We start from the raw sequence: 25,799 nt of genomic DNA, 5'->3' as shown, positions 1-25,799 counted from the left end.
TAAGTGCCGCATTTTTTTATATCTTTGATATCACCTCGATATCCTTCTTTAGGAGATAACGCATTGGTATCTAATGCACTATAACTTTATGATTGATTATAGATATCTAATTCATTCAAAAATATAAGAATAGGCTAGTTTAGGTGCAAACGATTGCTCGTATCTTGCTGAATAATATGACTATTTGTTACGGCTTAACAACGTGGTTAAGGTAGAGTTAAGTCAGGAGGGGTAGAGTTATAGCATATTCCATTCAATATAAGATGCCATGGACTTTAAAAAGAAAGTTCGTCCTAACTTAACGAACTATGACGTTATAGAGATCGTTCAGTATGAGCTTCAGCAGGCTGAAAAGCGGCTTTTCCGCCGTACTCTTGCGCTCATTTTTACTGCCGTAATCAGCATGATGTTATTTATTGTTGTCTTTGTGAGTGCGCAGGAGCATATGGTTAAAGACCTGGCTGCAGGAGCGATGCGCAAGGCTTTTGAAGCAGAGAAGGCGATACATATAATTGACGAAGCGGCCGGCACAAATTTTCTTGAGCAATCACAAAGTGTAGCCGATTAAGCGAAGGGGGATACAAGAGCCCCCTCGCATTGCGATACGGCTACATTTGAACGACCAGCGTGTGATTCTTGATCAAAAGCTCAGGTCGTGCTGTCTTTAATGCGGCTTGTTTGAAATCGTCCTCGTTTAGACGATAAACAGGACGTGTAAGCAGGAACTGGCCGACCATTTCAACAATAGGGCTGAGTAGTGCTTTTGTCGGTACGTTTAAGTTGTTAGGTTGGATATCAAGATTTTCGACTTCCAAGTTTTTTAGGAAGATCGCGCCTTCGTCCTTATCATAGTACGGGATGGCGCTGAAATTCACGTTCAGGGCAAGCTCTTGGCTAGGCTGGTTGTAGATGGTTACTTTAGCCTTTGATTTCGCATCTAAGTTGATTCGATCAGCTGATACGCGGCCTATACCAACCGTTATATCATTGAATTTGATATTGGCATAGGCAACTCCCTTGATACCTACTGTGCGCTCAACTTTTGTTTTTTTATCAAGATAGCTTTGGATATCTCCTTCCGTGACGCTGTAACTAGCGCATGAGCAAAGTAAGACTGGAATAATTAGGGTAGTTAGGATACGAGACATCTTCTTCACGAAAAATCACTCTATTTCAGGGTTTGTTAATAGAGTATCTTTGATTTCAGAATCGATGTTTGGTTCATGATTGAGACAAATATTTTGATGCAGTATCAATCAGAATGGGCATCACTTATTTCACGTCAGCCTCGCTAGGGACTACAAGCAGTATTTGAATTCATCTTTGTAGAGTTCATGCAATTTATCTTGGTATTTTCGACCTTTTTTTAAGCTGTAGCCACCACGCATTTTTTTCTGGATTTTTTCTATTTTTTCTTTTGTTTTGACGCATTGTTGTTTGCGTTTTTTTATCTTGTTCGCTTCAGCAAAGTTTGGGACAAGTAGAATGGTAACCATCATAGTGACAAGCCAATAGCGTTTTTTCATCATATTTATCCATTTTGTGAATAGTGTTAAGACTATATAGATTTATTATGCATGGGTACGAATTGAACTATGCTGTTTGCGAAGAACTCTATGGCTAGGGTGAAAGAGTAAATTCTTATTTACTTCAGATATTGATGAGAGAGGCCATTATTTTTTTGATACAAGAGATTGGATCTGGCTGGGTTGTTATATGGGAACAAAAAAAGCACCAGACGGTGCTTTTTTTGTATTGCGTATCGCTTGGTTAAGCGGTTTCAGCAAATAGGACTTCAATATTGTAATTTTCACGACTTAGTACATTCTTAAGTTTCTTCAGTGAGCTTACTTGTAGCTGACGAATACGTTCTCGTGTGAGGCCGACTTCATCGGCAACTTGCTGAAGCGTTTGTGCTTCATAACCCATGAGACCAAAGCGACGACACAGAATTTCACGATCACGCGCATTGAGTGTTTCGAGCATTGATACAGCCAGTCGGCTGATATCAGCTCGATTCAGTTCATTGTCGGGTTCATTGCTATCATTATCGGCAATGAATGCAGACATAGTCTGCGAGTTTGAGTTATCACTGATCTGCTGATCGATAGAAACGACAGGAGCATCATAGGCAAGTACACTTGAAATCTCATCGACACTACGATCAAGTTTCTCTGCTACTTCTTCGTGAGTAGGCTCTTGATTATTATGCTTTTGTAGTTGTTTATGTGTTCGTAATATCGTATTTATTTCTTTGGACACATGAACAGGGAGTCGGATTGTACGTGCCTGATTATGAATAGCACGTTCTATAGTCTGTTTGATCCACCATGTTGCGTAGGTCGAAAAACGGAATCCACGCTCAGGGTCAAATTTCTCTACTGCGGTAATTAATCCGATATTGCCTTCATCGATAAGGTCGCTGAGTAGCATACCGCTACTGCGATATTTTTTTGCGATGCTAACAACGAGTCGTAAATTACTTTCGATCATTTTTGCTTTAGCAATCTCATCGCCACGTAGGCTTTTACGACTGTAGAATATTTCTTCGTGTTTGGTAAGCAGTGGTTTGTGCGCAATTTCTTGAAGATACAGATGAATGACATCAGCATCAAAACCATGTACTTCGTGCGATTTGATATCCATATCTTTACCCCTAATTGATAACACCAAGCAAATGTTGTTCTTTTGTATATTTATGTTACACAATCACACTATCACGATCGTGTTGCATATACCATTACGGAATTATCAAATTTAGGATAAAAACGATAATCTCTTGAAATGAACCTTTGACAAAGTTGATATCTATGAAATGTTATATTTGAGCGGGTGAAAATTCTGAAATATTGATATAGATCGGCTGAAATTACTGTAGTTGTTACTATTATCAGTACAAGCTGTCTATAAAGATGGACTATTTTCACTGAAAAAATGTGACTTTGCTCGATAATTATTATCTAGAATAAAGTCGATGTGTCACTTTTTTGACATGAATTTATAGATATATTTTGTTACATACGACAAAAAAACGAGGGGTAGAGCAAGCCATATGCCCAATGGTTATATGGCTTGGAAGGTTTTGTGTGACAAAGATGCTAAAATTTTATGGCTTTGATGAAAAGGAAGATGGGCTGTTTCTTCAATTGCAGATAGCGCTCAAGGTCTTTATCTTTAACACTCTCTGCAACTTCTCCTTCTTTTATTAGAGCAATATGAAAGCCCGCGTGTAAAAGAGACTGCGATATATCTGTTAGCGAACGGCGATAGAAACTCACTTCAACTGGAACACCAATAGTATCCCAACTCTGATGGATCAATTCTGTTGCATAGTAGTCACCCGTGGGTGAATCTTCAAAATCAAGCCATGGGTGGTGAGTAGAAAAAACCAAATAGCCACTAGGCTTAAGAACACGACTAACTTCTTTAAAAAATGATTCAATATCATGAAGATAATGAAGAGTCAGTGGACAAATTGCGAAATCATAGCTGGCATTTGACTCTTGCGGTAAGCCGAGTGATAAATCTTGCTGATATGCATTTAATAATGCTGGGTTTTGCACGCGTTGTTTTAAGATTTCGAGCATAGCAGGAGATGTATCGACGGCAGTTACTTTTGCTGCACCTTTCTCGAATAGGTATTGAGTGTAAGGCCCTGAACCACAGCCTAAATCAAGAACGTGCTTGCCTGAAATATCATCCAGCATGGATTGTAGAGTAGGGCGATCTATGTGTGCATTGTAGATATTGTCTGCTATTGCTTCATCGTAACTTGATGCGTGTTCACCATACATTTTGCTGTTCATTTTAAAAGTCCGCAATCTATCTATAGATGCGCAGTATTATATACTCAAGCAGCCTAGTGGTAATACGCTCTTGAGCATTTCTTTTTCTCTCTTAGTTGCGCAATAGCCTCAGATTTTTTTCGCATTTTTTTCTGTTGGTGTTTCGAAGATACGTCGTATTTAGACTGTATATCACTCATCATTTGAACGTAGGTATCACAGGGCAAATGGGCATACTGACGTTTATACTGTTTTACACTTGCACCCCATGATATCGGTGATATTAACAAAGATAAGATGATTAATAAGAGTGATGTGCGCATAAGACACCTTCTTTTTATTCGATTATTTTCTTTTTTATTGTTACAGAATCAGTACCAAAGTATCGATGTGTAATTTGGTTATCCATTGGGTTTACTTGATTTTTTAGAAGTGGTTCACAGCTAATTATCAGCAGTGAAGCTATTGGTATAAACTATATCGAGAGCGCATCTATATATTTCATGTCTAATCATGAAATCATCTCAAAAATTTGTTGGCAAAGAGAGTTTACTTTACCAAATATTACCGTAACAGCTTGGTTTTTTTTACCTTTTTAATAAAGTTTTATTATTGATAATAGCGCGACATGACTCAGGTTATTGATGTTGAAATTACTGATACAAATAATTTAATTTGAGACCTAGACCTAATTTGTGTCAAAAGTGGAAGTTTTCTTATGATCCACTTGCTACAACATTCTCATGACGAAACATCATGAAGAGGTAGATATGATCGAAGAGAAAAAATTAGACGACGAGCCATGCCCAGTATGTAATCAGTGCGATGAGTACTTAGTATTGGATGAACGAGATACCGTGATTTGTCTATGTGGTGCTATTCTAAAACAACCTACATACCATTAACGATATACCAAAGATATTCAGATGAAGGACTTAGAACGCTCTCGGCATAGTCTATTTCAGGATGAAAAATACCTGCATAGATTGTGCTGAGTAAATCTATTTGAAGCTCTGTGTTTTTCCAATCATGCCCGCAGAAAATCGAATTTATTTTCTGGAATCGTTTTGTTGAGTGAATGGATAATGTTCTATGTGAATGAAAAAAAGCGACCTAGTTGTTGACATGGTGTTTATAACAATAGAACCAATCTAGGCCGCAAAAACAAACGTTAGAGCTAGTTCTGACTAACCTACGTAAACAAATTCAATGTGAAAATACTCAACAGTGCAAATGCGGTTGTAACCGCATAAGTCCGTGGCTAAATCATGAAGGATTTATTTTTCTTCCACACATATCACAGATATACAGTATTCAAACAGAAAATATGCGCAATAGGTCACCCATGGTGAGATGATTGTTTGCAAAGAAAAGTTGCTGATAAGTATCAAACGATAGGGAAATGAAACGTCACAAGGAATGATATGAAGAAAATAGTGATTACTTTATTTTTGTCGATGTTAAGTTTGATGTCATCAGCTAGCGATTTGGGGCCTGTAGAGATGCTTGACGGGAAAGTATTAATGTTGACGCCCTATAAATTTAAAGAGATGAGCGATGAACAAATTAAGGCTCATTTTGGTTCGAAATCACAAAGGCCTGATGAAGTATTAAGCAACGAATCAGGCGATGTGATGCTGATGTATAGCTACACGCAAGAACCCATTAGCTCTAAGTACTTCCGTTATCAACATCGTTCTCTTTCCAAGAAAGTACACAAAGGTATGCCGCCAGGATCAAAATGGATAAGAGATCAGGTTATAGAGCAAAATGGTCGTGAATTTATTGTCATGGAGTTTATTCTTCCGACAATAGGCAATCGTATGTCACAACATCTTATAGTATATGGAGCATCGGTAAATGAACGTTTTTTGACAATTCATTTTACTACCAGTACCGAATTAGCAGATGAATGGTTACCAAAAGGGAAAGAGATGATGGAATCGATCTTCATATTAAAGTAGAGTGAAAGTTCTAAGTGTTTTTAAGGACTTAAATGGGAATTAAGCATGTATCAGCTTTACTACTATCCGAATAACGCAAGTTTGGCTCCACATTTTCTTCTTCATCATATGCGACTTGACTATGATCTTGTTTTAGTTGATAAAAAATCAAATTGGCATAAATCACCCGAATATCTGAAACTTAATCCGGCAGGGCGGATTCCAACGTTGGTTGATAATGGCCAGCCTATTTTCGAAAGCGCTGCTATTTGTATCCACCTCTGTGATCAACATCCTGAGTATCAATTAATCCCCCCGCTGGGATCACCCAAAAGACCATTGTTTTATCAGTGGCTGGCATTCTTGAATAATACATTGCAACCACAACTGATGGTTCGCTATTACCCGCATCGTAATATAAAGGATGAGCAAAGCATACCGGCACTTATTGCGGCACAAGACGAGCGTATAGCCGAATCACTATCAATCATAGATGACCAACTTGCTGACAATGTATATCTGCTTGGCAGCGAGATCTCAGCCTGTGACTTCTTTTTGTTTATGCTTGCTGAATGGTCATTACCTGTTGCGAGATCGCCGTTTACATTCCCACACTTGGCTGGGTATTTAAAACGTATGAGTGAACATTCAACCGTAAAAGCCGTATGCGAAATTGAAGGGATGGATCTGACACCATTCAAGGCTGAAATTTAATAATAAGGAAAACGTATGGAAACATGCGGTAAGTGCCGCCATTTTTCACGTACTAAAATGAGTACGAAAGATCTATGCGGTGCATGGGAAATGCCAACAACCGCCAAACGGGAGGCTTGTGGCTTTTATATCCCCAAGGTAACAAGCAAAGAAAAGCGTGCTGATACGATAGCCAACTAAGTAGAGAGGTTAAACGTGCAGGGTGAATTTGTTGAACTTAAGGTTGATGAACAAACCACAATTGCCAAAATCTATCAGAAGGGAGGAGGTAAACCTTGCTCTCTAGTTATAGCTATTCATGGTGATTGTCCCACTGGACCTGCCTCGTATCAGAATACTTTTGCCAGAATGATTGCGGATAACGCGAACCATGTTATTGCTGTCGGTTTACTTCGGCCTGGTTATAAAGATGGGCAAGGGCATAAATCAAGCGGTCGGCGTGGTTTTACCGTTGGCGATAATTACGATCGAAAAAGAATCCAACAGTTAGCCACCGCCATAGAGCTACTCAAACAACGTTTTAATCCGGCAAAGGTCATAATTGCTGGCCATTCAGGTGGTGCAGCTATAACAGGAAAGCTAATTGCTTACTATCCGGATATTGCTCATTCGGCGATTATCGTATCGTGCCCATCAGACATAAACCCCTGGCGTAGGGATATGTTGAGATATTTAAAGTATCCACTATTCTGGGGAAAATTGAAGAGAACCTCACCGATAGAGTTAACTCAATATATTTCTGATCGCACTGATATTCATGTTATTTGTGGTAGTGATGATCCGGTCACGAAACCATATCTGAGCGTCAATTATGTTAATAAACTGAAAGAGCACAATAAGACTGTGAAGTACGATGAAATTACTGGCGACCACGATATTTTCCTTAATGAGTTTGTGATTTCTTCTGTACTACAGAAAATTGAGCAGAACGAGTAAATCCCATTAACTCATTAAAGCCGATACTCACCAACATCAGTGACAACGTCACGAAATTACTAAATTCGCCTTACAATAGTTTGTCTTAACGACTCTTCACCACGTTGGTCATAACGCTGTGTTGTGGATAGAGAACTGTGGCCAAGCACTTGGCTGACAGAGAGCAAGTCGAAATTTTGGCTAAGCAAATTTGTCGCCAATGAATGTCGAAAATCATGCGGAGAGATAGTCCGATGAAATCCATGTTGGCTTAACCATTTACAAATATCATTGATTGTTTGGGTGCTGATCTTCTTTCCTGTGGGTACTTTGGATTTTGAAATCCCGCAGAAAATGGGTTCTTTCGCAATATTCGTATCGGTAGTCATAATGCTATTGCGCACTGATAACCAATTATTGAGTTTTTCGATCATCTCACCATTTTGATCAAAATAGATATTACGCTCTTTGTTACCCTTACCGATAATATTAATACAGCCACGGCTCCAATCGATACATCCCATAGACAGCGATATAATTTCAGAACGACGTAAACCGGTTTCATACAAGACTGAAAAGATTGCTTGATCTCGTATTGCGCGAACTGGGTTAGGGTGGGTGCTAGCAATATTCAGTATCTTATCGAGATCTTGATAGCTGATATATCGCCCCGATGTTTTTCGTGAGCCTCTTGGAAGTTTGATGGCCTTGATTCTCTGTAAGCGCTCAACAGTAATATTCTCCGCTAACCAATGGTGTTCGGCCACACCTCTGATCATTCGAAACAAATTGTCTGCGGTAGCAGGGCTGTAGTCTCTTTCTTTTTCACCGTTCAAAATTACACCTTGATCAAGGTACTCACTAATCGTTGCCTTGACGACGGGGGCCGTGAGCAAGCCATCCCAATCAAAACGGTGGATGCACGAAGTAATACAAAATGTGCTAAAACCTTCTAGCGCCTGATGAGCGGTTAGGCTTATCTCATCCTCACCGCTAACAGGAGTAAAAGCGGGCATTGATTCAGGTAGCCAGCCGTATTCTAGTGGTTCAATGCCATCAAGATCTGATTTTGATAATTGACTAACAGATTGTGCCCATTGGCTTTCAGTAAGATAGCCAGCATTTATCGCCGCCCGAGCAACAGCATGGATACCTTCAATAACAGGGGTTAAATGCATATTGAGGTAAGGTTGTTCCACATCGACTTTACGACCAGTATAAAACGCTTTTTGTTGTGCTTTGTATCGAAGAAAACCAGCGATAGCCCGCTGGGTCAAATTTGGGTCAGTTAGCAGAACGAGCCAATCCATTTTGTTTACCGAGCCACCAATGAGAAATCGACAAAACCGCTCAAGCATAAATCGGGCATTTGCCCGGCCGCCGGTCGTATTGGTCGCAGCCAACGAGTTGATATAACTCAGTGCCGGATTGGATACGGCTTCATGAATACGACTGATATGACGACCCACTGCAGAGCCAGTTTTAAGCGATACAGGGAGTTGGTAATTATTATAGAGCGCTGACATAAAATAATGAGGAATATATTATCTGCTATAAGAGATATTATATAAGATAATATCCTCACGTAATAGATAAAATACATAATTAAGTTAAAACAGAATAGGGCTTAATTAATTGAAGATTAAAGGCAAATAAACAATATTCAATTTTAGCCATAACAGAGAATATAAGATCATGACTATGAGGTTAGCTACTCATTTTGAGTTTTGTTTATTATGGTGCTATTTAGACACATTTCTTCTTATACAATGGGACACCAACAGAGTTCGCGTGAGTGCCAGATTGCACAAGATGAAAATTGTGTGGTTGCCACAACTTCCCATTGATGCATGACACTTCGATCTTTGTTTGTATCTCTTAAGATCAATCAAGCGATCATGACAGATCACGCGATCTTTCAGGTATGCTGAGTCAGTTTGAAATGTAAAATTGCCCAACGCCGAGAGGGAAAGTGATTGAGTAGATAGACAAAACTCGTTAGGCATATTTTTTATACTCAACAACGTCATCTGTGTAACTTACCTATAGAACTAATCTCTCTGTTCTACAATAAGCATCTGTTGAGTTTATTTATAAGCCCAACCATCTATTAAATCCTAAATGATAAAAGTGTGACAGCGTCACAAGTGGATTGCCGGCGTGTGAATTGGATGATTTTATATCGATATGTGTGAAATTCATTCACAACAAGTGCCGCTCACTACGATGGAATAGGGGATGTTTTGATATGAGGTGACTATAGAAGTGTATGAATATACATAGCTATTGGTGGGTTTTGTTATAAGTCACTGTTTTAATGGTATTTTATCAAGATATCGCAGTTACTTTGCAAACAGTGTAAAAATATAAAACCACTATAAACTTAACAGCTTCAATCTAATAGCCATACGAAAAAAACGGATAATTCAGCGGGCACTTAAGATGACTTGCTATGCTTATGCCTCGTATTGCTCCGAGTCACTGCTCAAACGAGCCAAAACTTGTTCCCAAGATTCATAGCATGAAGTTATCGGGTAAGGCGCTTGCTCTGACCTGCCTGACCAAGTTAGATGAATAATATAAAACTTACCTTCGGTAGTAATAAGTATTTCATCTTGATCCTCTCTCTTTGCTAGTAGCTCAATACTAGACTTAATCAAATCAACATTTTGATCATAGAATTCAGTTATCAATTCAGAGACTAATGATTCTGCGTGGCGAGTAGGAAATTCTTTGATATCACACCAAGGCTCTTTGTACATTTTAACTCCTAAGGTATAGCGCCGGGCATAAGGTGCGCCATAATAAATTCACCAGCGCACTATATTCCAAGCAAAAACTGCTGAGTATAACCAGTCATCTTGATGCCTTTAGGCACAACTCACAAGTCTATACCGCACTCTTTCTGAATGATTTTCTTTGCTAAAACTGTTATATCTTTGAACTGATTCATTGAACCATATTGACTGTAATACTGCTTTACTTGGTCACATGAACCACGGATTGATAATGCTAGCCGTAAAAAAGCAACTGAATCACTTGGATCCATATCCAACTGCTTAAGAGCTACTTCCATTGCATCACCTAAATGATGGTTTAAATAATATTGCTCATACTGTTTTGAAAGTAAATGATATTCTGCCGTAACATCTTCCCCGTCAGATGCTACTACCGAAAAAGACGCAACACAAATTATGGCACCACTAAGAATCTCGAACCACTTGGTACTTTTGCCAAGAAGTTTTTTCATTAACCAGGATGAATTGTTGAACAACCAGCTGAACATTTCCATGTAGTCTTATATTCCCTGTGTATAAACAGAGTCACTCATAGTTCTTACCTCATCAAAAAACATTTTTGTCTAGGCAATGATAATACGCAAGCGACAGTATATAGAAATCAAAAGATATTGCCCAGCAGGCCAAAGATCTATTTATCAAACCGATCGGATCCGCTTTGGGGTTATGAAGGCGAGCAGGTCGGACGCAAGTTTGGTTTGTGCTGCATCAACATGTTCCAGCGTGGGCAGGAAGTATCGAAAACTATCATTGATAACTGCCAATTCGCCGGTGTGATAATGTAAAAGGCCGATGACAGTACCCGTCACCTACAACAGAAGACCGGGATCTTCACCAAACTCAAAAAGCTCGAGTACATCTTGCAGGATGGTAAGGAGTGGAAAGATAGGGTATTCGATGGTAATTAATTTATATTTCATACCTTCTCTGTCATTATTACTATAGAGGATAAATACACAGTATTTTCAATCACTTACCTTAATGATAGTCTATATTTAATGTCATTAAGGAGGATATATGGTTAGCGAATTTAAAATCATCTTAAATAAGATAAAAGATGAATTAATATATTGGGGTGTCGATGATAGAACGTTAATTAAAATAGAAAATCTAGCATGTGATTTATATGTTTTGGTTGAGGATTCCAAATCAGAACAAACGCAAGAAGAATGTATTTATTGGCTACTTAATGATATGGCTATTTTTATCAAAAATAGAGATACCGATAGTTTCTATGAGTGGGTATTTGAACTCAAAGATATGTTTCGTCATATGGAGGATTGATCTTGGACTTTGAACTGTTATTGAAGTTTTCAGCACCAATAATAAGTAGTTTCCTTGGTGCTGTACTCGGTGCATATTTCACATTATCAAAGTATAAGAAAGAGAGGATATGGATTGAAAAATGGGAACAATATAATAAAGTAATTAACTCGTTAGAAAACATATGCCATTGGGCTGAAAAAATACGATCTTCACATTGCGGAGAGTATTCACCAGGAATAATAAAAGATATTGATGAAGACATAAGAAACGTCTCAAAACTAGCAGTGACAGGGAAATTAGTGATGGATAACAAGTTTTATACATTACTTGTTAGTATCAATGCAAATCTTATTTCTGAGTTCTTTGATTTTCATGAGGGAGCAAAAACTTATTACGACGACCCTATTTCGTTAGAGAATTTAAGATTCGATCACGCCATACGAATAAGAGAAATCGTTCAACCACATCTAAAAAATTTATTTAATTTTGCCAATTAAAAATTTAACCTACTTCAAATATTTAATAGCCCGCAAGCCTATAGGTTTCGCGGGCTTTTTTCGTTTGCCTTGCCGGTTGCGGATGCTGTGGTCTGGAGGGCATCGAACAACGTTGATGCCGTTGAAGACGAAATCGGGTAAGAGGGCGAGATGGAACTTGATTCACCAAACGGATCAATGAGATAGGTAACCTTATCGTTTTGAAAGGTCAGTGACTTTGAGAGTTTCCTTGGTTCTTGTCACGTACAAATATCATCGATTTCGCCGGGCGATTCACGTACTGGCTGGTGCATGTCCTTGGGATAATGCGCCGGTTTGGCAAAGCGCTGGTTGAAATCAGCGATGAAGTCGGGGAGCCATGTATTGGCTTGCTCAATAGTGTCGATACCTTGCAGACGCATTTCCTTAACAAGGCGATCTTGTAAGGTTTTGTTGGCTCGCTCGACACGGCCTTTAGCTTGTGAACTGTTGGCACAAATAAGCTCGATATTAAGGTCTTGAAGAACACGACCGAACTGGGTCAGGCGTTCGGTTTGCGCATCACGCTTACTGACATGGAAAACAGCATGACGATCGCTGTAAAACGCAGTCGGTTTACCATGTTGGTCAATATATTCACGTGTAGTGACCATGTAATCGAAGGCGGATTCAGTTTCGCTGAAGCGCAGGTTCATCAGGCGGCCGGTGGCATCATCGATGTAAACCAAGAGGCAGCATTTCTCGCTGCGACCTTCAAACCAATCATGGTGAGAGCCGTCGATTTGAACAAGCTCGCCCAAACAGTCACGTCGGTGGCGCGGCTGGTAAATCTTAGGTTTTCGCTTGGCATGGGGAACCCAAAGCCCATCAGCAATCATCCATTGGCGAAGGGTTTCCAATCCGATGTGAACACCATGAACTTCAGCTAACTTTTCATGAGTTAGTGTGGGGCCAAAGTCAGCGTAGTACTCATGGATGATGGCTAGTGTCCGCAGTTTTAATTTTGCATTGTGACGATGATTACCGGGACGACCACGCTTAAGTGAAACTAATCCACTAGAACCAAATTTCAGGAAGCGTTGCACTAAGCGGTAAATTTGTCGGGCGCTTAAATTAAGGAGCTGTGCAGCTCTAACGCCGGTGATCCGTTTGTCACAAACGTCCTGGATAAGCTTAATCCTCAAGAATTCGTTATCAGTCATGGTCAGCAACATCTCATTGGCTCCAGAATACAGTTAATTACCGAGCTCTGAAGGTAGTTCAACATGACATTTCTAACTGGCTCAAACCTGACACTTCTAACGGGTTTCTACACCCTTAGTGCGCATTATGTACCTTATGTTAAATAAGGTTTGCGGAGGTAATATCTAATCTATGGTTTCTATCTTATTGGTTTATAAGTCACTACCCTTGTTTGCATTGGGATAATGAACACGTATCAACGCTATCCAATTTAACCATAATGCGTATTTACCATAAAGTAGATAATTAGCAGTTTAGTAAATCTGACTTCGCAGGCATTGTCAGTTTTTCGAATCTTCAAATTATCTTAAGAAAAACCCCAAGCCTTTGCCTGGGGTTTCTATTGGCTATCGTTAATAACAGGTTTTGACTCAGCCGCCTGCCAATTTTACTGTGTGGCCTTTTTTCTCTAGCGCAGCTTTGATGACATCACGCTTGTCGCCTTGAATCTCGATAGTGCCATCTTTGACAGAACCGCCACAGCCGCAAACTTTTTTAAGCTCTGCCGCCAACAATTTTAGTTCTGTGTCTTCCATGTCTAGGCCCGTAACAATGCAGACGCCTTTGCCTTTACGACCTTTAGTTTGGCGTTGCACGCGGACGATACCATCACCTTGCGGGCGCTTTGGTGCTGGCTTCTCTTCTTTAATGCGTCCAGTCTCCGTTGAGAATACTAAGCGGCTGTTGTCGTTCATCGATAAAATCTCGTTGGTTTTCTTTGATTTGTGAGCAAGGTAATAACTTCAAGGTTCTCATTTGCGTATTACCCATACCCCAATATTATCAATAATAGGTACTGAAACGGAAACAGTTATGATAAGAAACGTCATTTTCGATTTTGGCGCGGTACTTTTGCACTGGAATCCTAGCAAAATCGTAGAATCATTCACCGAAGACACCAATGAGCGGCAAATACTGCTTAACTATGTCATTCATCACCCCGACTGGCTGGCCCTGGATCGCGGTACGATGTTAATGGCAGAAGTTATCCCTCGCTTTGCGCTACGAACTGGAATGTCTGAAGCGAGGATCGGTGATTTTATTGAACATATTCAGTCTACATTAACGATTATTCCTGAAACTGAAACGCTTGTAGATCAAGTTATTGCGTTAGGTTTTGGTACATATTTCCTCACCAATATGAGCAGTGCCTTCTTTGAAAAGCTGAATGAACAGTATAGCTTCTATGTCTGGTTCGATGGCGGCTTGGTATCTGGAAAGGAACTATTGCTAAAACCCGAGCCTGAAATTTTCAAACGTCTGGCTGAGCGTTTTATGTTGAATCCTGAAGAATCGCTATTTATCGATGATAGCCCTGCAAACATAACTGCCGCGAAACACCTTGGATTCCAGACTTATCTGTTTACAACGCCAACGATTAGCTGTGAAGCTATTCGTAATTTGCTCAATATTAACTAAAATTTATCTTATTCATCGATTGTTCATGTCTAATTTGACACAATACTCATCGTTATAAAGAGCTACCTCAGGAGTTTTCGTGAAGAAATTTATTTTCCCTGCTTTGTTATTGGCTTCCTTGGTTGGTAGTCCACTGTCTTATGCTGACAACGACAGCAATAAGCAACACGCTGAGAAATCCATCGTCGGGCAAGTTGAAACCATCAAAGTTCATGAACTCGGGCTGGATTATCTAGCGCGTATTGATACTGGTGCGGCTACAACATCGATCAACGCTAAAGATATCAAAGTGATCGGTGATGAAAGTGACAGTGAAAACATGAGAGATCATCTTGGTCATACTGTTGAGTTTACGTCAGTAAACGAAAAAGGCGAAGAAGCGCGTTATAAAGGGAAAATTGTTAAAGTAAGCAAAATTCGCAATGCTCAGGGGGTTGAGCGCCGTTATGCGGTGAAAATGGATCTTGGCTGGAATGGCCAGCATAAGCGGGTTAATGTAAACCTAAGAGATCGTAGTAAACTCGATTATAAATTGCTGATTGGCCGCAACTGGCTGATGGGTGACTATATTGTTGACGTTGAAAAGTCAGATGATGAAGACTAACTCGTCTATTGCATCTCTAGATGTGTGAACGTGAAGTTGCTGATATGCATTTATAACAAACGCCCTATTGGGCGTTTTTTTATGTTATTTGATGATGGCTGCTTACTTGGTTGGCTCTCTCCCACCCTATAAAATCGCTTCCATTACATCGACCTAGACTATTGAGTTGATGTGCATGATATAATTAAGAAAACAAACATTTCTCTGAGGTTCGCGAATGGCGAAACAAATCAGCCCTATATCTGATCCTATATTAAGTGCTCAAAGCCAAGAGCAATTTCAGCGGCGATTAGAAAATGCTGAAACGATGAATGTGCTCACCCGGGGTCAGTATGCAAAAAATACATTAGTGTCATTTACTAATGATTGGAACAATTTCCTGCAATTTTGCCTAGAACAACATGTGTCTGTACTGCCTGCAACTGCAGATACTGTGCATCGCTTTATTGAGAAAATGGCTGACTCGCGGAAGCTAGCAAGCCTAAAGCGTTACGTGGTAACCATTTCACTGGTCCACAGGTGCCATTCCCTGCCCGACCCTTGCGCGAAGTCAGAGATACGATTGGCAATGCGAAAGCAACAAACAGATAAACATAGCGATCAACAAAATGCCGCTGCGTTCCGCGATGAACACCTACAGCAATTACTGAGTGTTTATGATGTTGCGACGAAAGCTAAGGATGTTCGTGACTGTGCGATTTGGGCTGTCATGTTTGAAGGTATGCTCAAGCGTAGCGAATTAGCAGCACTGTGTGTCGATGATCTTTTCATACATGATGATGGGCTTATTGATATTAGTGTAGGCAATCATACAATTGCACTTAGCAACGTGTCGTCAAAGGCCCTACAACGGTGGCTTGTTATCGGTGCCATTTTTGATGATGTCGTATTTCGTCGAATTGACCGTCACGGTAATGTTGGGGATAAGGCGATGGATCACTCTTCTATTTACCGTGTTTTTCGTAGAGCCAGCAGTGAGCTTGGCTTGTCAGATAATGAACTATTCTCAGGCCAATCACCACGAGTGGGAGCATCAAAAGATTTAGCCGATGCCGGGTTATCTTTATCTGATATTCAAGAGCAAGGACGATGGAAGAGCCCTGCTATGCCGGCTCAGTACATAGGTAAATCGGACAAGCACGATCAGGAAATTAAGAAGTATGTGAAAGACAAACCTTGGGAGCGCTAATTTTGTAAGGTGTGATGATTGTTTGTCTTAATACTAAATATAAAGTTATAGTGCATTAGGATAGTATGGCTATTGTTTTCTATTCCTTATTTGATAACTACTGCGGAGAATCCCCCCAATGATCATGGGTAAATCCCGACTCATCTATAGGTTGGGTAATCCGCTCAAACAATTCAATCAAAGGCGATAAATCCCCAAAATACCCTTTTTGATTGGCGTTAACCCATTCATCTAATTGGATATTTTCCCAGCAGACTTCATAGCCAGCATTAATCGCCAATATTTCAAAGAAGATCCGCTGTACTCTTCCATTCCCCTCTCGAAATGGATGGACGACATTCAGTTCACAGTAATAATGAGCAATACGTTCTATGAATGAACTCAGCGATAAACCTTGCAGGTAATCTTCATTAGCCAGTGCCATCAGTAATTTATCGGTTTCTTTTTCTATATTCACCCAATGGCAGAACCTTGTCTCCCCTTTGGTAATATCAACCTGCCTGATTTTCCCGGCCCAAGCGTAGAGGTCTTGAAAAAGTGTGTAATGAATTTGTTTGAGGTATTCGAGGCTAAACCGATCAAAATCCGGTTCGAAGTGTTCTGCTCGTACTCGGGTAAAGTCTCGCTCAGCCCTTTCGAGCTCCTGCTCGTCATGAATAGCAAGCAAATTTTTGAGTACCGTAGATCCCGGATAACAATCGGGATCGTGTTCAACGCCGTACTTATCGCTCATATTGCTTCTTCAGATTGGCTATCTGTTCAGCTTCAGTATCGCCTTTGACAGTCGCCTGCTCTGCCATAATTTCTATGCCTTCAAGTTTCAAACTGGCTCTATAATTACGAGCCTGCAATTGTTTGAAGCGGGCGTGTTTCTGCTGTTCTGTTAACATTTTAGCCTGTCTAATCGCTCTATGCCGTATTGAGTATACCTAGAAATGAAAAAGCCGGATATCACACCCGGCTTTTCTATTTTTATGCTTTACATCCCAAGCGAATGGCTTGCTCTAGGAAGGCCTTAAAATCATGGCCATGATGCGCCAGCATCTTAGGGAACATTGAAATCGGTGTCATACCAGGGAAGGTATTGATTTCATTAAGCAAAATTTCACCATTTTCACTCATGAAGAAATCAATACGAGACAGATCCTTAAGCTTCATATGAACAAACGCTTTACGAGCATAGGTTCGCATTGCTTCAATCTCATCCGCAGTCAGATTACCAGCTTCAACGGAAGTTGTAGAAGCACTTGCCGCGCTGTATTTTTCTTCATAACTGTAGAACTTGTCTTCTGGGCAAGATACCTCACCCGGCTTGGTGATCACCAATTCGTCGCCGTACTGGTAGGCTGCAATCTCAAGCTCGCGAGGTTTGATCGCTTTCTCAATCAACACTTGGTCTGAGTATGTAAATGCGTCATCGACGGCCTTTGCCAACTCTGCCTTTTCTGTGACACGGTAACAACCTACTGATGAGCCTTGGCAGGCCGCCTTCACGAACACTTTTCCCCAAGTATCAAAGGCTTCTGCAGCTTGCTGATGAGCCTCTACACTGTTTTCGCTCAAGAAAACGTACGGTGTGTTTGGAATACCTAACGCATCAAACCACAATTTAGTGGTGATTTTGTTGAAGCAGTTTGTGCTAGCTTCAGCACCACAACCTAAATATGGCAAACCCGCCATATCCAAAAATGACTGTAGATCACCGGTCTCGCCAGGGAAACCGTGTACACATGGGATAACGTAATCAACAATGCTGCTATTAGTACCCTGTACCAAGGTGCGATCCAAATTCAATCGACACAACTCACCGTCAGCGTTCATCCATCCCTTATCGTTCATTTCGATACGGGTATAGTGGATACCTTCAATCTCTTGAAGCTGTTGTTCGATGTAGTTGGCGGATACCAATGATACTTCGTGTTCAGCACTACCGCCGCCACACAGGAGTAATACGTGGATTGAGCTCATTATCATCCCTTGTTGTTATTCACTGACTACCGCAGCCAGCTAAATCAATATTTTCTCTATAGTAATAAAAAACTGGGGTTGCTTGCATCTAATATCTAGTTTATTAGTGATTTCTTTCGTCTTTTTGCCACTGATTAGTTTATATATCCATCAATGTAAAAAACCGTGAGACAATAGCTCACGGTTTTAACATGATTTGCCAGAATCGCCGTTAGTAACTACGCCGTTTCGACAGCAAATTGATCTCGGGTTCGATTGGCATAGGCAACCAAAGATAACATGACCGGCACTTCAACCAAGACCCCGACCACGGTAGCCAACGCTGCACCAGAATGTATACCGAACAGACTGATCGCCACGGCGACTGCCAATTCAAAGAAATTAGATGCTCCAATCATCGCACCGGGTGCCGCCACTTTATGCGGCTGCTTCCACTTTTTCATCCACACATAGGTTACAGCAAAAATCAGGTACGTTTGAATAAGAAGCGGAATAGCAATCAGTACAATATCTACAGGGTTAGCAATAATAGTTTCAGCCTGAAAACCAAATAATAAAATCACCGTCCCTACCAGACCAATAATTGAGAAAGGCTTCAATTTCGCTGAAAGCGTCCCCAGCTTCTGCTGATTACGAACAAAATGACGCGTCATAGCACCGGCGACTAACGGGATCACCACGAACAATGAGACAGATAACAACAGGGTATCCCACGGCACGGTAACGTCCGTAACACCAAGCAAGAAAGCAGCAATCGGAGCGAACGCCACGACCATAATCAAGTCATTCAGGGCAACTTGAACAACGGTATAGTTGGCATCGCCTTTGGTTAACTGGCTCCAGACAAAAACCATCGCTGTACAAGGAGCAACGCCTAGCAAAATCATCCCGGCAATATATTGCTCACCGAGATCTGGGGTTACCCAAGGGCCAAATATATAGCGCATGAACAACACCGCCAAGAGTGCCATAGTGAATGGTTTGACCAACCAGTTAATCACTATCGTGACAACTAGCCCTTTAGGCCGCCGGTGAATTTGCTTTATCGATGAAAAATCCACCTGCATCATCATTGGATATATCATAAGCCATATTAATACCGCGATGACCATGTTGATCTGCGCATATTGCAAGCTACCCAGAAATGAAAATACCTCAGGGAACATCACCCCACCGGTTATACCCAGTAGCATTCCCAAGCCAACCCATACGCTCAAAAATCGTTCAAAAACACCCATGATTTGGGCTCCTCTCTCATTTTTAGGGTGCAAGAAGCTAACAAGCACTATCGAAGTTTTAGCGCCTGTTTATCTTCTGCAGTTCTTACCTACAACCTGTTACTGTCAACCAGATTCAGGCAAGGCCACTGTATTCTTGCTAGATGTCACTTTTCACAGCAGTGATCTGCATCGGTTTTTAAATGGCTAGGATGGCATTGCTCTGACGTATCATCGCCACAGCACTCTTCAGTTAGGTAACCTATCAGTTCCATCATTACCGGGATATTGGCCCGATAGCGTTGAAAACGCCCCTGCTGTTCAACCGAGACTAATCCCGCATGAAGCATTGCTTTTAAATGAAAAGACAAAGAGTTAGGCGCAACATCCATCTGTTTCGCCATTTCCCCAGCGACTAAACCGGTTTTTCCTGCCTTCACCAATAACCGCCATGCATCCAAACGTATGCCTGATGATAGTGAATCGAATATTACTGTTGCTTGGTCTCTGTTCATAAGTTCAATATTACAAGAATTATTGAAATGATCAAGGTTGGAACTAAAATTTCCAGAAATATAGAAATTAATTACAAAGCAATGACGATAAATGCGTTGTGACAGATACAAAAAAGCACCGCCTTAGCGGTGCTTGTCCTATTCACAATGAACAGTTAATTCATGCGAGTCAGTGTTGGTGAGTTAGATGAGCTGATCTCTTCTAAACTGCGAATAAATGGTCCCGTTTCACGAACGGATTGTGGTAAGGCTTTTAATGCATTACGCGCTTGGTCTTTCGTCGCGAACTGACCATATAGCAAGGTATACCAAGGCGCACCCTTCAGATCCTTCTCATTCATCCATACAGGTTGCCCCAAAGGAAGATTCTTCATATAAGAAACAAATCCTTTATTATGGCTTAAAGCAAGTACCTGAATAGTATAACCAGAGTGCGTTTCAGCCTGCTGTTGTGGTACGGTTTCTACAGGCGTTATAACCTCTTCTTCCGTTACAACCTCTTCAACAACAGTCGATGGTGGTGCTGTCTGCACGATATCTGTATCAACGGCTTCCTGCGAACCAATAATTGCTTCTTGTTGCTCATCACTGTACGTCATTTCTGATGTAGACGACAATAGCTGAGTCTGGTCATCTGAAGCACATCCAGCCAAGACCGCAGCCACAGCGAGTACGGCTATTTTTTTCATTGTTAATCTGCCAAATAAAAACGATTTACCTTCTCGTCCATCCCCACTTTTACTCATAACACCATGTATCACAAGTGATCTCCATACTTGGAAATCAAGACAGGTTTGAACTTACCTTTATATTCCCGAGTCAGTTCAAAAAATACCACAGATGTTTACACTACGGACTCATTGAAATAGCTTGGCAACCTACATTTTGCCGTCACTTTTTAACCCATTCAACCCTAACCTTTATATAGATCAATAACTATCAGCTCATTGTCACAAGAAAACAGCGTAAAATAGACCAATCATGGTCACCTACTTGGAGAAAACTATGGCCGATCCTCACATTCAGTGCGAATTGGACTTCCTTGATAAACTCACAGTCTTACTCTATCGCTCTGCGCTTACTGCCTCGGCTGGTATCCTCTCAATTTTGGCATGGGAAACCCAAGCCGCGACAACAGCCTTGGTCATTGCAGCGTTACTCGCCACCACCACGGTACATATCTACGACAAACGCTTCCGCTGGCTAATTCTGGGTAGCGCATTGTTTGCTACCTGCTGGCAATTGATGGGCTTATGGTCTCCGCTAGCAATGGGTGCGGCCCTGTTTGCGTTTAGTGCACTGACAATCAAAGAGTACTTCTGCTTCCAGTTAAAGGCTCTGTTAGTGACCCCTGTCGCTTTGGGTGGTTTCTGGTTCTGCTATGTGTTCGACCAACAGCAAATCAGTATCGCTTTCAGCATGACGGGTGCGATTTTGCTGGCGGTTGCTGCCTTTTCAAAATGGCGCATGCCTTTGCATTACGACATCGGTGATAAATCCCGATACCAAATCTAACCGATAAAGGCACGGTCTCCGTGCCTTTTTCTTACCCATGCTGTCCACGATTCATCCCCCGCCTCCGCCTATTCACCTGAAAACAGCGCATGATCACAGCTCCTACACCTGCCTCAGACAGACAAAACAAGAATGGTTACACTGAATTCAGAGAGTTCGAACAGGAAAGGGATAATAACGATGGTAGGCATAGCAAAACTACTTAAACCCAAGTCGATCTGTGTCATCGGCGCATCAGACAACCCGACCCGAGCTGGATATGTCGTGATGCGTAATCTGCTGACCGGCTCTTTCAATGGCCCGATCATGCCAGTGACCCCTAAGTATGATGCTGTTGCTGGCGTTCTGGCTTATCCAACCATTGATAGCCTACCCCGTATCCCAGATCTCGCCATCGTCTGTACCCATGCCCAGCGCAATACTGAGATTATTCGCCAACTTGGCCACAAGGGCGTTAAAGTAGCCATCGTTCTTGCGGCTGGCATGAACCTGATAATCCGAGACGGTAAAACCGAAGAACAGCATATGTTTGAGGCCGCAAGACAATTCGGCATGCGGCTGGTTGGCCCCAATAGCATGGGATTAATTCTGCCTTGGCTCAATGTCAATGCTTCGTTTTCTCCTATTGCAGCCAACCGGGGCAATATCGCGTTTATCTCGCAGTCTGCAGCCGTATGTACAACCATTCTTGACTGGGCACAAAGCAAAAACATCGGCTTTTCAACCTTTTTATCCTTGGGTGATGCATGTGATGTCCATTTTCCCGAGCTACTTGATACCTTGTGCCGCGATAGTAAGACCGAGGCCATTCTGCTTTACGTCGACTCGGTTACCGATGCGCGCCGTTTCATGTCTGCAGCTAGAGCCGCAGCTCGCAACCGCCGTATTCTAGTGGTGAAAAGTGGCCGCACCAAAGCCGGTAGTGCCGCTGCGCATTTGCATACAGGGGGCGAACCGGGGCTAGATGCCATCTACGATGCCGCCATTCGCCGATCGGGGATGCTAAGGGTCAACGATACCCACGAATTATTTGCCGCCGTTGAAACATTGGCCCACTCCGTACCACTACGAGGTGAGCGTTTGGCGATCCTGACCAACGGTGGTGGACCTGCGATCATGGCTGTCGATACGTTGTCTGACCGCGGCGGAAAACTCGCTACCCTCAGTGCAGAGACCATCGAGAAGCTCTCAGCCGTATTGCCGAGCAGTTGGTCAAAATCCAACCCTATCGATATCATTGGCGATGCCTCAATAGAGCGTTACGAACAAGCCGTAAAAATCCTGCTCGATAGCGACGACTTCGATGCCCTGCTGGTCATGCACTCTCCTTCGGCCATTGCCCATAGCAAAGAGACAGCCGAAAAGTTAGTCGATGTACTCAAACTGCACCCTCGCAGCAAGCGATTCAATATATTAACTAACTGGTCAGGAGAAGGAGCTGCCACAAAAGCCCGGCAAATTTTCACTGCAGCGGGCTATCCGGCCTATCGCACCCCAGAAAGTGCTGTATCAGCCTTCATGCATTTAGTGGAATACCGCCGAAACCAAAAGCAACTCATGGAAACGCCGATATCACACGGAATGATTCAAGCTAATCCACGCCATGTTCACGATGTTGTGAATCATTTACTGGCACAGGGGATCACACAACTCGAAACCCACGAGGTCAGGCCGGTATTGGAAAGCTATGGCTTTGATACCCTGCCAACCTGGATTGCCGATGACCCAGCTGAAGCTGCTCAGATTGCCGAGCAAATTGGCTACCCCGTGGCCGTTAAACTGCGATCACCGGATATTCCCCATAAATCTGCCGTGCATGGTGTTCTGCTTCACCTTCGGACAGCCGAAGAAGTCGCCAATGGTGCACAAGCCATCCTTGATCGGGTATCACTCAACTTTCCAGATGCCAAAATAGACGGCTTATTGGTACAACGAATGGCGCGTCGCACCGGGGCACAGTCGCTGAGAATTTCCGTTCATAATGATCCTACTTTCGGCCCGGTGATCTTACTGGGTGAAGATGGCGCACAATGGGATATCCACAAAGATGCCGCAGTTGGTATCCCACCGTTGAATATGGCGCTGGCTCGCTACATGGTGATCAATGCAATCAAAACAGGGAAAATTCGCCTACGGAACATGCCAGAAGGCCTTGATATTCCTGCCCTGTGCCAATTGCTGGTCAAAATTTCTCAGCTGATTATCGATTGTCCGGAAATAGAAACCTTTGACATCCACCCGCTACTTGCGGCTGGCAAAGAAATGACTGTTATCGATGCCTCGATGACCATTCGTCCTTTTAACCAAGACCCGCATCAACGGCTCGCGATCCGTCCTTATCCCAAAGAGTTTGAAGAGGAAGTCATCTTAAAAGACGGCTCTAGTATCTTGCTTCGGCCTATTTTGCCGGAAGACGAGCCCAAACATGCCGAGTTCGTTTCCAGAGTATCCGTTGATGATCTTTACAAACGCTTCTTCTCTGATGTTGGCGAACTTAAGCATGAGGCACTGGCTAACCTTACCCAAATCGATTATGACCGGGAAATGGCATTTGTTGCAGTAAAACGCACGCCACCAGCCACCAGCATCGATAAAGACAAAGAGAATCAATCAAGCGATGATACTGAAACAATTATCGGGGTAACCCGAGCGCTGTCTGATCCTGATAATATCGACGCTGAATTTGCCATATTGGTTCGCTCCGATCTCAAAGGCATTGGATTGGGACGAATACTGATGACAAAAATCATCAATTACTGCCGCGAACGCGGACTAAAACGGATCACTGGAATGACGATGCCAGCAAACCGCGGGATGATCATGCTAGCCCAAAAAGTCGGTTTTGAAATAGACATCCAAATGGAAGATGGCGTGGTTGAAATGCAACTTCCATTAACTAAGCAAACTGCATCTGATAGTGCTTAATCGGTTAAGAGATCCAATATGCACCTTATACGAGCCACTATATGCTCTAATCAAACAACTATCCGGGCACTATCATCGTGATGTTAGATCAAGATTACCAAAAGAAAATCTTGCAATGAGAAAAATCAGAGCGTTAAATTCAGAGAATAAACGACGAAGATAATCCTTGCTTATCTAAAACTTCTGAATATATGGGTGCTGGAGTCAATAACAATGTCGATTAAAGATGAGTATTATCTTTTTTCAAATGACTACTCTAAAGTAAATTTTGTTGTGAACATGAATGATAGTCGGAGACTTGGGATCTTACGAGATCAACCGATATCAACAACAATACCGGCTAGTTTCGAATGCAAAAGCCTAACTACGTTTAAACCGATAGAAGCTAAATTCGATATCGCCGCTTTCGGTAAAATCCTCTTTGATATGGATTATGCCAACGCGTTGGTCGAGCTAGATCTGCATAAGAACTCTCTTGTTCCCGCAAAAATTATAGATAAAGAATATCTGTATCTTCACTGCTATAACATCATTAACATTCTTGATGATGAAGAAGGCTTTGACTTTGATAAACTAAGCGACATTCCCCAAGAAAATAGATTGGTTTTCAGACCATCATTTGAATCCGTCATCATTTTCTTCCATAAGTCTGTTATTGACGCAATTGAAGCTATTAAGACACCCTCTTTTGCAAAATCAATTAAAGTCTCTGATTGGACGTTAGAATCGGAAATGTCATAAAGGTTAATGCATACACCACCGATCACACAGATGTGGTGGTGTAACTTTTTGTGATGATAATCACAAACCGTTGGACATAGTATAATATATATTCCGTTCAATTTCCGACGTTACCCAAGGTAGTTATCATGTATAAATTTCACCATTACAAACAGCAACTAGAAAAAATGATAATCATATTACCTTCGGTATTCTTGTCTATTGAAGTGATATCTCAAATACCCAAACCAATTTCAACACACAGTGAAATTTTATTTCTATTAACTCTATTTGCCTTACCTATTGGCTTTAACGTTATATTTAAAAAATTAGTTGAGTTGTTAAATTGGCTTATCAACAACGGAAAAATCGATGGCTAAGGATTTTATCTTAGCTTAATTCGTACTAGCCCAAAGATCATATAAAACGCCTTTGGGCTACGATTCTCGCCTACATAGAGCTTCTTTCTCAATCGCTTAGACTTATTATTTACTTTGTCTCTCTTACTAAATTGAACTGTTTAAATATATCAATGAATACGTTGCTATCCGTAAATATCCATCTTATCTAACTGATAATAAAGCATAT

The 25,799-nt window shown here is 41.6% G+C and carries 28 protein-coding genes and 1 pseudogene; 14 read left to right on the top strand and 15 right to left on the bottom strand.

All coding sequences use genetic code 11. The annotated features are described in order from the left end of the window. Nucleotides 1-268: 268 nt before the first annotated feature. Nucleotides 269-568, top strand: coding sequence for a hypothetical protein (locus ACSF8X_RS19270; RefSeq protein WP_047880581.1), 300 nt, complete (start codon nt 269-271; stop codon nt 566-568). Nucleotides 569-608: 40 nt separating this feature from the next. Here the strand turns inward: ACSF8X_RS19270 and ACSF8X_RS19265 are convergent, their stop codons facing one another. The 4 genes from ACSF8X_RS19265 to ACSF8X_RS19250 all read right to left on the bottom strand — a co-directional run bounded on the left by ACSF8X_RS19265 (nt 609) and on the right by ACSF8X_RS19250 (nt 3,806). Next, a complete protein-coding gene (locus tag ACSF8X_RS19265) occupies nt 609-1,148 on the bottom strand; it encodes a YceB family lipoprotein (RefSeq protein WP_047880580.1) in 540 nt (179 codons plus the stop codon). A gap of 150 nt (nt 1,149-1,298) precedes the next feature. After that, a complete protein-coding gene (locus tag ACSF8X_RS19260) occupies nt 1,299-1,529 on the bottom strand; it encodes a hypothetical protein (RefSeq protein ID WP_205626107.1) in 231 nt (76 codons plus the stop codon). Between the two features lie 241 nt (nt 1,530-1,770). After that, nucleotides 1,771-2,646, bottom strand: coding sequence for an RNA polymerase sigma factor RpoS (rpoS, locus tag ACSF8X_RS19255; protein ID WP_047880578.1), 876 nt, complete (start codon nt 2,644-2,646; stop codon nt 1,771-1,773). A gap of 452 nt (nt 2,647-3,098) precedes the next feature. Further along, entirely contained in the window at nt 3,099-3,806 is a 708-nt protein-coding gene (locus ACSF8X_RS19250; RefSeq protein WP_500852041.1) for a class I SAM-dependent methyltransferase, read from the bottom strand. Between the two features lie 1,403 nt (nt 3,807-5,209). On the opposite strand from ACSF8X_RS19250, the gene ACSF8X_RS19245 reads away from it, so the two are divergent. Genes ACSF8X_RS19245 through ACSF8X_RS19230 form a run of 4 tightly spaced genes read left to right on the top strand, consistent with a single transcriptional unit; the run spans nt 5,210 to nt 7,378 of the window. Continuing rightward, the gene (locus tag ACSF8X_RS19245; protein ID WP_500852040.1) at nt 5,210-5,749 is read left to right on the top strand and encodes a hypothetical protein; all 540 of its coding nucleotides are present in this window, start codon (nt 5,210-5,212) and stop codon (nt 5,747-5,749) included. Nucleotides 5,750-5,794: 45 nt separating this feature from the next. Continuing rightward, nucleotides 5,795-6,442, top strand: coding sequence for a glutathione S-transferase family protein (locus ACSF8X_RS19240; RefSeq protein ID WP_500852039.1), 648 nt, complete (start codon nt 5,795-5,797; stop codon nt 6,440-6,442). Between the two features lie 57 nt (nt 6,443-6,499). Further along, complete coding sequence (locus ACSF8X_RS19235; RefSeq protein ID WP_276203191.1) at nt 6,500-6,622, top strand: hypothetical protein; 123 nt, start codon at nt 6,500-6,502, stop codon at nt 6,620-6,622. 15 nt (nt 6,623-6,637) lie between these two features. Beyond that, entirely contained in the window at nt 6,638-7,378 is a 741-nt protein-coding gene (locus ACSF8X_RS19230) for an alpha/beta hydrolase family protein (RefSeq protein WP_500852038.1), read from the top strand. A gap of 59 nt (nt 7,379-7,437) precedes the next feature. On the opposite strand, the gene ACSF8X_RS19225 is transcribed toward ACSF8X_RS19230, so the two are convergent. The 3 genes from ACSF8X_RS19225 to ACSF8X_RS19215 form a co-directional block, all read right to left on the bottom strand. Next, the gene (locus tag ACSF8X_RS19225; protein WP_500852037.1) at nt 7,438-8,883 is read right to left on the bottom strand and encodes a tyrosine-type recombinase/integrase; all 1,446 of its coding nucleotides are present in this window, start codon (nt 8,881-8,883) and stop codon (nt 7,438-7,440) included. Nucleotides 8,884-9,813: 930 nt separating this feature from the next. Further along, nucleotides 9,814-10,119 (bottom strand): hypothetical protein, encoded by a 306-nt coding sequence (locus ACSF8X_RS19220; protein ID WP_500852036.1) that lies wholly within the window; start codon nt 10,117-10,119, stop codon nt 9,814-9,816. Between the two features lie 119 nt (nt 10,120-10,238). Next, nucleotides 10,239-10,649, bottom strand: coding sequence for a hypothetical protein (locus tag ACSF8X_RS19215; protein WP_500852035.1), 411 nt, complete (start codon nt 10,647-10,649; stop codon nt 10,239-10,241). Between the two features lie 523 nt (nt 10,650-11,172). Here ACSF8X_RS19215 and ACSF8X_RS19210 point away from each other — a divergent pair. Both ACSF8X_RS19210 and ACSF8X_RS19205 read left to right on the top strand, forming a co-directional pair. Beyond that, nucleotides 11,173-11,439, top strand: a complete 267-nt coding sequence (locus tag ACSF8X_RS19210; RefSeq protein WP_500852034.1) for a hypothetical protein — start codon at nt 11,173-11,175, stop codon at nt 11,437-11,439. A 2-nt stretch (nt 11,440-11,441) separates the two neighbouring features. Next, nucleotides 11,442-11,918 carry a hypothetical protein gene (locus ACSF8X_RS19205; protein WP_500852033.1) on the top strand — a complete coding sequence of 159 codons (477 nt, stop codon included), beginning with the start codon at nt 11,442-11,444 and terminating at the stop codon, nt 11,916-11,918. Between the two features lie 146 nt (nt 11,919-12,064). Here the strand turns inward: ACSF8X_RS19205 and ACSF8X_RS19200 are convergent. Together ACSF8X_RS19200 and yciH are read right to left on the bottom strand one after the other, a co-directional pair. Beyond that, nucleotides 12,065-13,099 (bottom strand): annotated as a pseudogene (locus tag ACSF8X_RS19200) (ISNCY family transposase); the annotation flags it as partial. A 411-nt stretch (nt 13,100-13,510) separates the two neighbouring features. Further along, on the bottom strand, nt 13,511-13,834 hold the full coding sequence (gene yciH / locus ACSF8X_RS19195; RefSeq protein WP_047879035.1) for a stress response translation initiation inhibitor YciH: 324 nt from the start codon (nt 13,832-13,834) through the stop codon (nt 13,511-13,513). Nucleotides 13,835-13,952: 118 nt separating this feature from the next. On the opposite strand from yciH, the gene ACSF8X_RS19190 reads away from it, so the two are divergent. The 3 genes from ACSF8X_RS19190 to ACSF8X_RS19180 all read left to right on the top strand — a co-directional run bounded on the left by ACSF8X_RS19190 (nt 13,953) and on the right by ACSF8X_RS19180 (nt 16,351). Then, the gene (locus tag ACSF8X_RS19190) at nt 13,953-14,558 is read left to right on the top strand and encodes an HAD family hydrolase (RefSeq protein ID WP_500852032.1); all 606 of its coding nucleotides are present in this window, start codon (nt 13,953-13,955) and stop codon (nt 14,556-14,558) included. A 79-nt stretch (nt 14,559-14,637) separates the two neighbouring features. Continuing rightward, entirely contained in the window at nt 14,638-15,162 is a 525-nt protein-coding gene (locus tag ACSF8X_RS19185) for an ATP-dependent zinc protease family protein (RefSeq protein WP_047879037.1), read from the top strand. A gap of 217 nt (nt 15,163-15,379) precedes the next feature. Continuing rightward, a complete protein-coding gene (locus ACSF8X_RS19180; RefSeq protein WP_500852031.1) occupies nt 15,380-16,351 on the top strand; it encodes a tyrosine-type recombinase/integrase in 972 nt (323 codons plus the stop codon). 97 nt (nt 16,352-16,448) lie between these two features. Here ACSF8X_RS19180 and ACSF8X_RS19175 read toward each other — a convergent pair whose 3' ends face one another. The 6 genes from ACSF8X_RS19175 to ACSF8X_RS19150 form a co-directional block, all read right to left on the bottom strand. Beyond that, nucleotides 16,449-17,084 carry a putative adenosine monophosphate-protein transferase Fic gene (locus ACSF8X_RS19175; protein ID WP_500852030.1) on the bottom strand — a complete coding sequence of 212 codons (636 nt, stop codon included), beginning with the start codon at nt 17,082-17,084 and terminating at the stop codon, nt 16,449-16,451. Continuing rightward, nucleotides 17,074-17,241 carry a YhfG family protein gene (locus ACSF8X_RS19170; protein ID WP_500852029.1) on the bottom strand — a complete coding sequence of 56 codons (168 nt, stop codon included), beginning with the start codon at nt 17,239-17,241 and terminating at the stop codon, nt 17,074-17,076. Before ACSF8X_RS19170 ends, ACSF8X_RS19175 begins: the two co-directional genes overlap by 11 nt. A gap of 82 nt (nt 17,242-17,323) precedes the next feature. After that, entirely contained in the window at nt 17,324-18,319 is a 996-nt protein-coding gene (locus ACSF8X_RS19165; protein ID WP_500852028.1) for a D-alanine--D-alanine ligase, read from the bottom strand. 218 nt (nt 18,320-18,537) lie between these two features. After that, nucleotides 18,538-19,557: an ACR3 family arsenite efflux transporter gene (gene arsB / locus ACSF8X_RS19160; protein WP_500852027.1), complete on the bottom strand. Its 1,020-nt coding sequence runs from the start codon at nt 19,555-19,557 to the stop codon at nt 18,538-18,540. A gap of 146 nt (nt 19,558-19,703) precedes the next feature. Then, entirely contained in the window at nt 19,704-20,162 is a 459-nt protein-coding gene (locus ACSF8X_RS19155) for an ArsR/SmtB family transcription factor (RefSeq protein WP_500852026.1), read from the bottom strand. Between the two features lie 44 nt (nt 20,163-20,206). Continuing rightward, nucleotides 20,207-20,797, bottom strand: coding sequence for an SPOR domain-containing protein (locus tag ACSF8X_RS19150; RefSeq protein ID WP_240478299.1), 591 nt, complete (start codon nt 20,795-20,797; stop codon nt 20,207-20,209). A 259-nt stretch (nt 20,798-21,056) separates the two neighbouring features. On the opposite strand from ACSF8X_RS19150, the gene ACSF8X_RS19145 reads away from it, so the two are divergent. The 4 genes from ACSF8X_RS19145 (at nt 21,057) to ACSF8X_RS19130 (ending at nt 25,591) form a co-directional block, all read left to right on the top strand. After that, complete coding sequence (locus tag ACSF8X_RS19145; RefSeq protein ID WP_047879044.1) at nt 21,057-21,566, top strand: DUF2301 domain-containing membrane protein; 510 nt, start codon at nt 21,057-21,059, stop codon at nt 21,564-21,566. Between the two features lie 180 nt (nt 21,567-21,746). Then, entirely contained in the window at nt 21,747-24,491 is a 2,745-nt protein-coding gene (locus tag ACSF8X_RS19140; protein WP_500852025.1) for a bifunctional acetate--CoA ligase family protein/GNAT family N-acetyltransferase, read from the top strand. A gap of 213 nt (nt 24,492-24,704) precedes the next feature. Beyond that, nucleotides 24,705-25,232, top strand: coding sequence for a hypothetical protein (locus ACSF8X_RS19135; protein WP_500852024.1), 528 nt, complete (start codon nt 24,705-24,707; stop codon nt 25,230-25,232). Between the two features lie 128 nt (nt 25,233-25,360). Continuing rightward, complete coding sequence (locus ACSF8X_RS19130; RefSeq protein ID WP_500852023.1) at nt 25,361-25,591, top strand: hypothetical protein; 231 nt, start codon at nt 25,361-25,363, stop codon at nt 25,589-25,591. The last annotated feature ends 208 nt before the right edge of the window (nt 25,592-25,799 follow it).

Source organism: Photobacterium panuliri (assembly GCF_059920555.1).
Note: the sequence above shows the minus strand (reverse complement) of the source record. Positions and strands in the feature narration are given on the sequence as shown.

Coding starts and splice junctions, on each gene's coding strand:
- ACSF8X_RS19130 (WP_500852023.1), top strand. CDS start 25,361: ATGTATAAATTTCACCATTACAAACAGCAACTAGAAAAAATGATAATC.
- ACSF8X_RS19140 (WP_500852025.1), top strand. CDS start 21,747: ATGGTAGGCATAGCAAAACTACTTAAACCCAAGTCGATCTGTGTCATC.
- ACSF8X_RS19265 (WP_047880580.1), bottom strand. CDS start 1,148: ATGTCTCGTATCCTAACTACCCTAATTATTCCAGTCTTACTTTGCTCA.
- ACSF8X_RS19235 (WP_276203191.1), top strand. CDS start 6,500: ATGAGTACGAAAGATCTATGCGGTGCATGGGAAATGCCAACAACCGCC.
- ACSF8X_RS19270 (WP_047880581.1), top strand. CDS start 269: ATGGACTTTAAAAAGAAAGTTCGTCCTAACTTAACGAACTATGACGTT.
- ACSF8X_RS19215 (WP_500852035.1), bottom strand. CDS start 10,649: ATGGAAATGTTCAGCTGGTTGTTCAACAATTCATCCTGGTTAATGAAA.
- ACSF8X_RS19260 (WP_205626107.1), bottom strand. CDS start 1,529: ATGATGAAAAAACGCTATTGGCTTGTCACTATGATGGTTACCATTCTA.
- ACSF8X_RS19245 (WP_500852040.1), top strand. CDS start 5,210: ATGAAGAAAATAGTGATTACTTTATTTTTGTCGATGTTAAGTTTGATG.
- ACSF8X_RS19190 (WP_500852032.1), top strand. CDS start 13,953: ATGATAAGAAACGTCATTTTCGATTTTGGCGCGGTACTTTTGCACTGG.
- ACSF8X_RS19225 (WP_500852037.1), bottom strand. CDS start 8,883: ATGTCAGCGCTCTATAATAATTACCAACTCCCTGTATCGCTTAAAACT.
- ACSF8X_RS19145 (WP_047879044.1), top strand. CDS start 21,057: ATGGCCGATCCTCACATTCAGTGCGAATTGGACTTCCTTGATAAACTC.
- ACSF8X_RS19240 (WP_500852039.1), top strand. CDS start 5,795: ATGTATCAGCTTTACTACTATCCGAATAACGCAAGTTTGGCTCCACAT.
- ACSF8X_RS19180 (WP_500852031.1), top strand. CDS start 15,380: ATGGCGAAACAAATCAGCCCTATATCTGATCCTATATTAAGTGCTCAA.
- arsB (WP_500852027.1), bottom strand. CDS start 19,557: ATGGGTGTTTTTGAACGATTTTTGAGCGTATGGGTTGGCTTGGGAATG.
- rpoS (WP_047880578.1), bottom strand. CDS start 2,646: ATGGATATCAAATCGCACGAAGTACATGGTTTTGATGCTGATGTCATT.
- ACSF8X_RS19165 (WP_500852028.1), bottom strand. CDS start 18,319: ATGAGCTCAATCCACGTATTACTCCTGTGTGGCGGCGGTAGTGCTGAA.
- ACSF8X_RS19135 (WP_500852024.1), top strand. CDS start 24,705: ATGTCGATTAAAGATGAGTATTATCTTTTTTCAAATGACTACTCTAAA.
- ACSF8X_RS19170 (WP_500852029.1), bottom strand. CDS start 17,241: ATGTTAACAGAACAGCAGAAACACGCCCGCTTCAAACAATTGCAGGCT.
- ACSF8X_RS19250 (WP_500852041.1), bottom strand. CDS start 3,806: ATGAACAGCAAAATGTATGGTGAACACGCATCAAGTTACGATGAAGCA.
- ACSF8X_RS19175 (WP_500852030.1), bottom strand. CDS start 17,084: ATGAGCGATAAGTACGGCGTTGAACACGATCCCGATTGTTATCCGGGA.
- ACSF8X_RS19210 (WP_500852034.1), top strand. CDS start 11,173: ATGGTTAGCGAATTTAAAATCATCTTAAATAAGATAAAAGATGAATTA.
- ACSF8X_RS19150 (WP_240478299.1), bottom strand. CDS start 20,797: ATGAGTAAAAGTGGGGATGGACGAGAAGGTAAATCGTTTTTATTTGGC.
- yciH (WP_047879035.1), bottom strand. CDS start 13,834: ATGAACGACAACAGCCGCTTAGTATTCTCAACGGAGACTGGACGCATT.
- ACSF8X_RS19220 (WP_500852036.1), bottom strand. CDS start 10,119: ATGTACAAAGAGCCTTGGTGTGATATCAAAGAATTTCCTACTCGCCAC.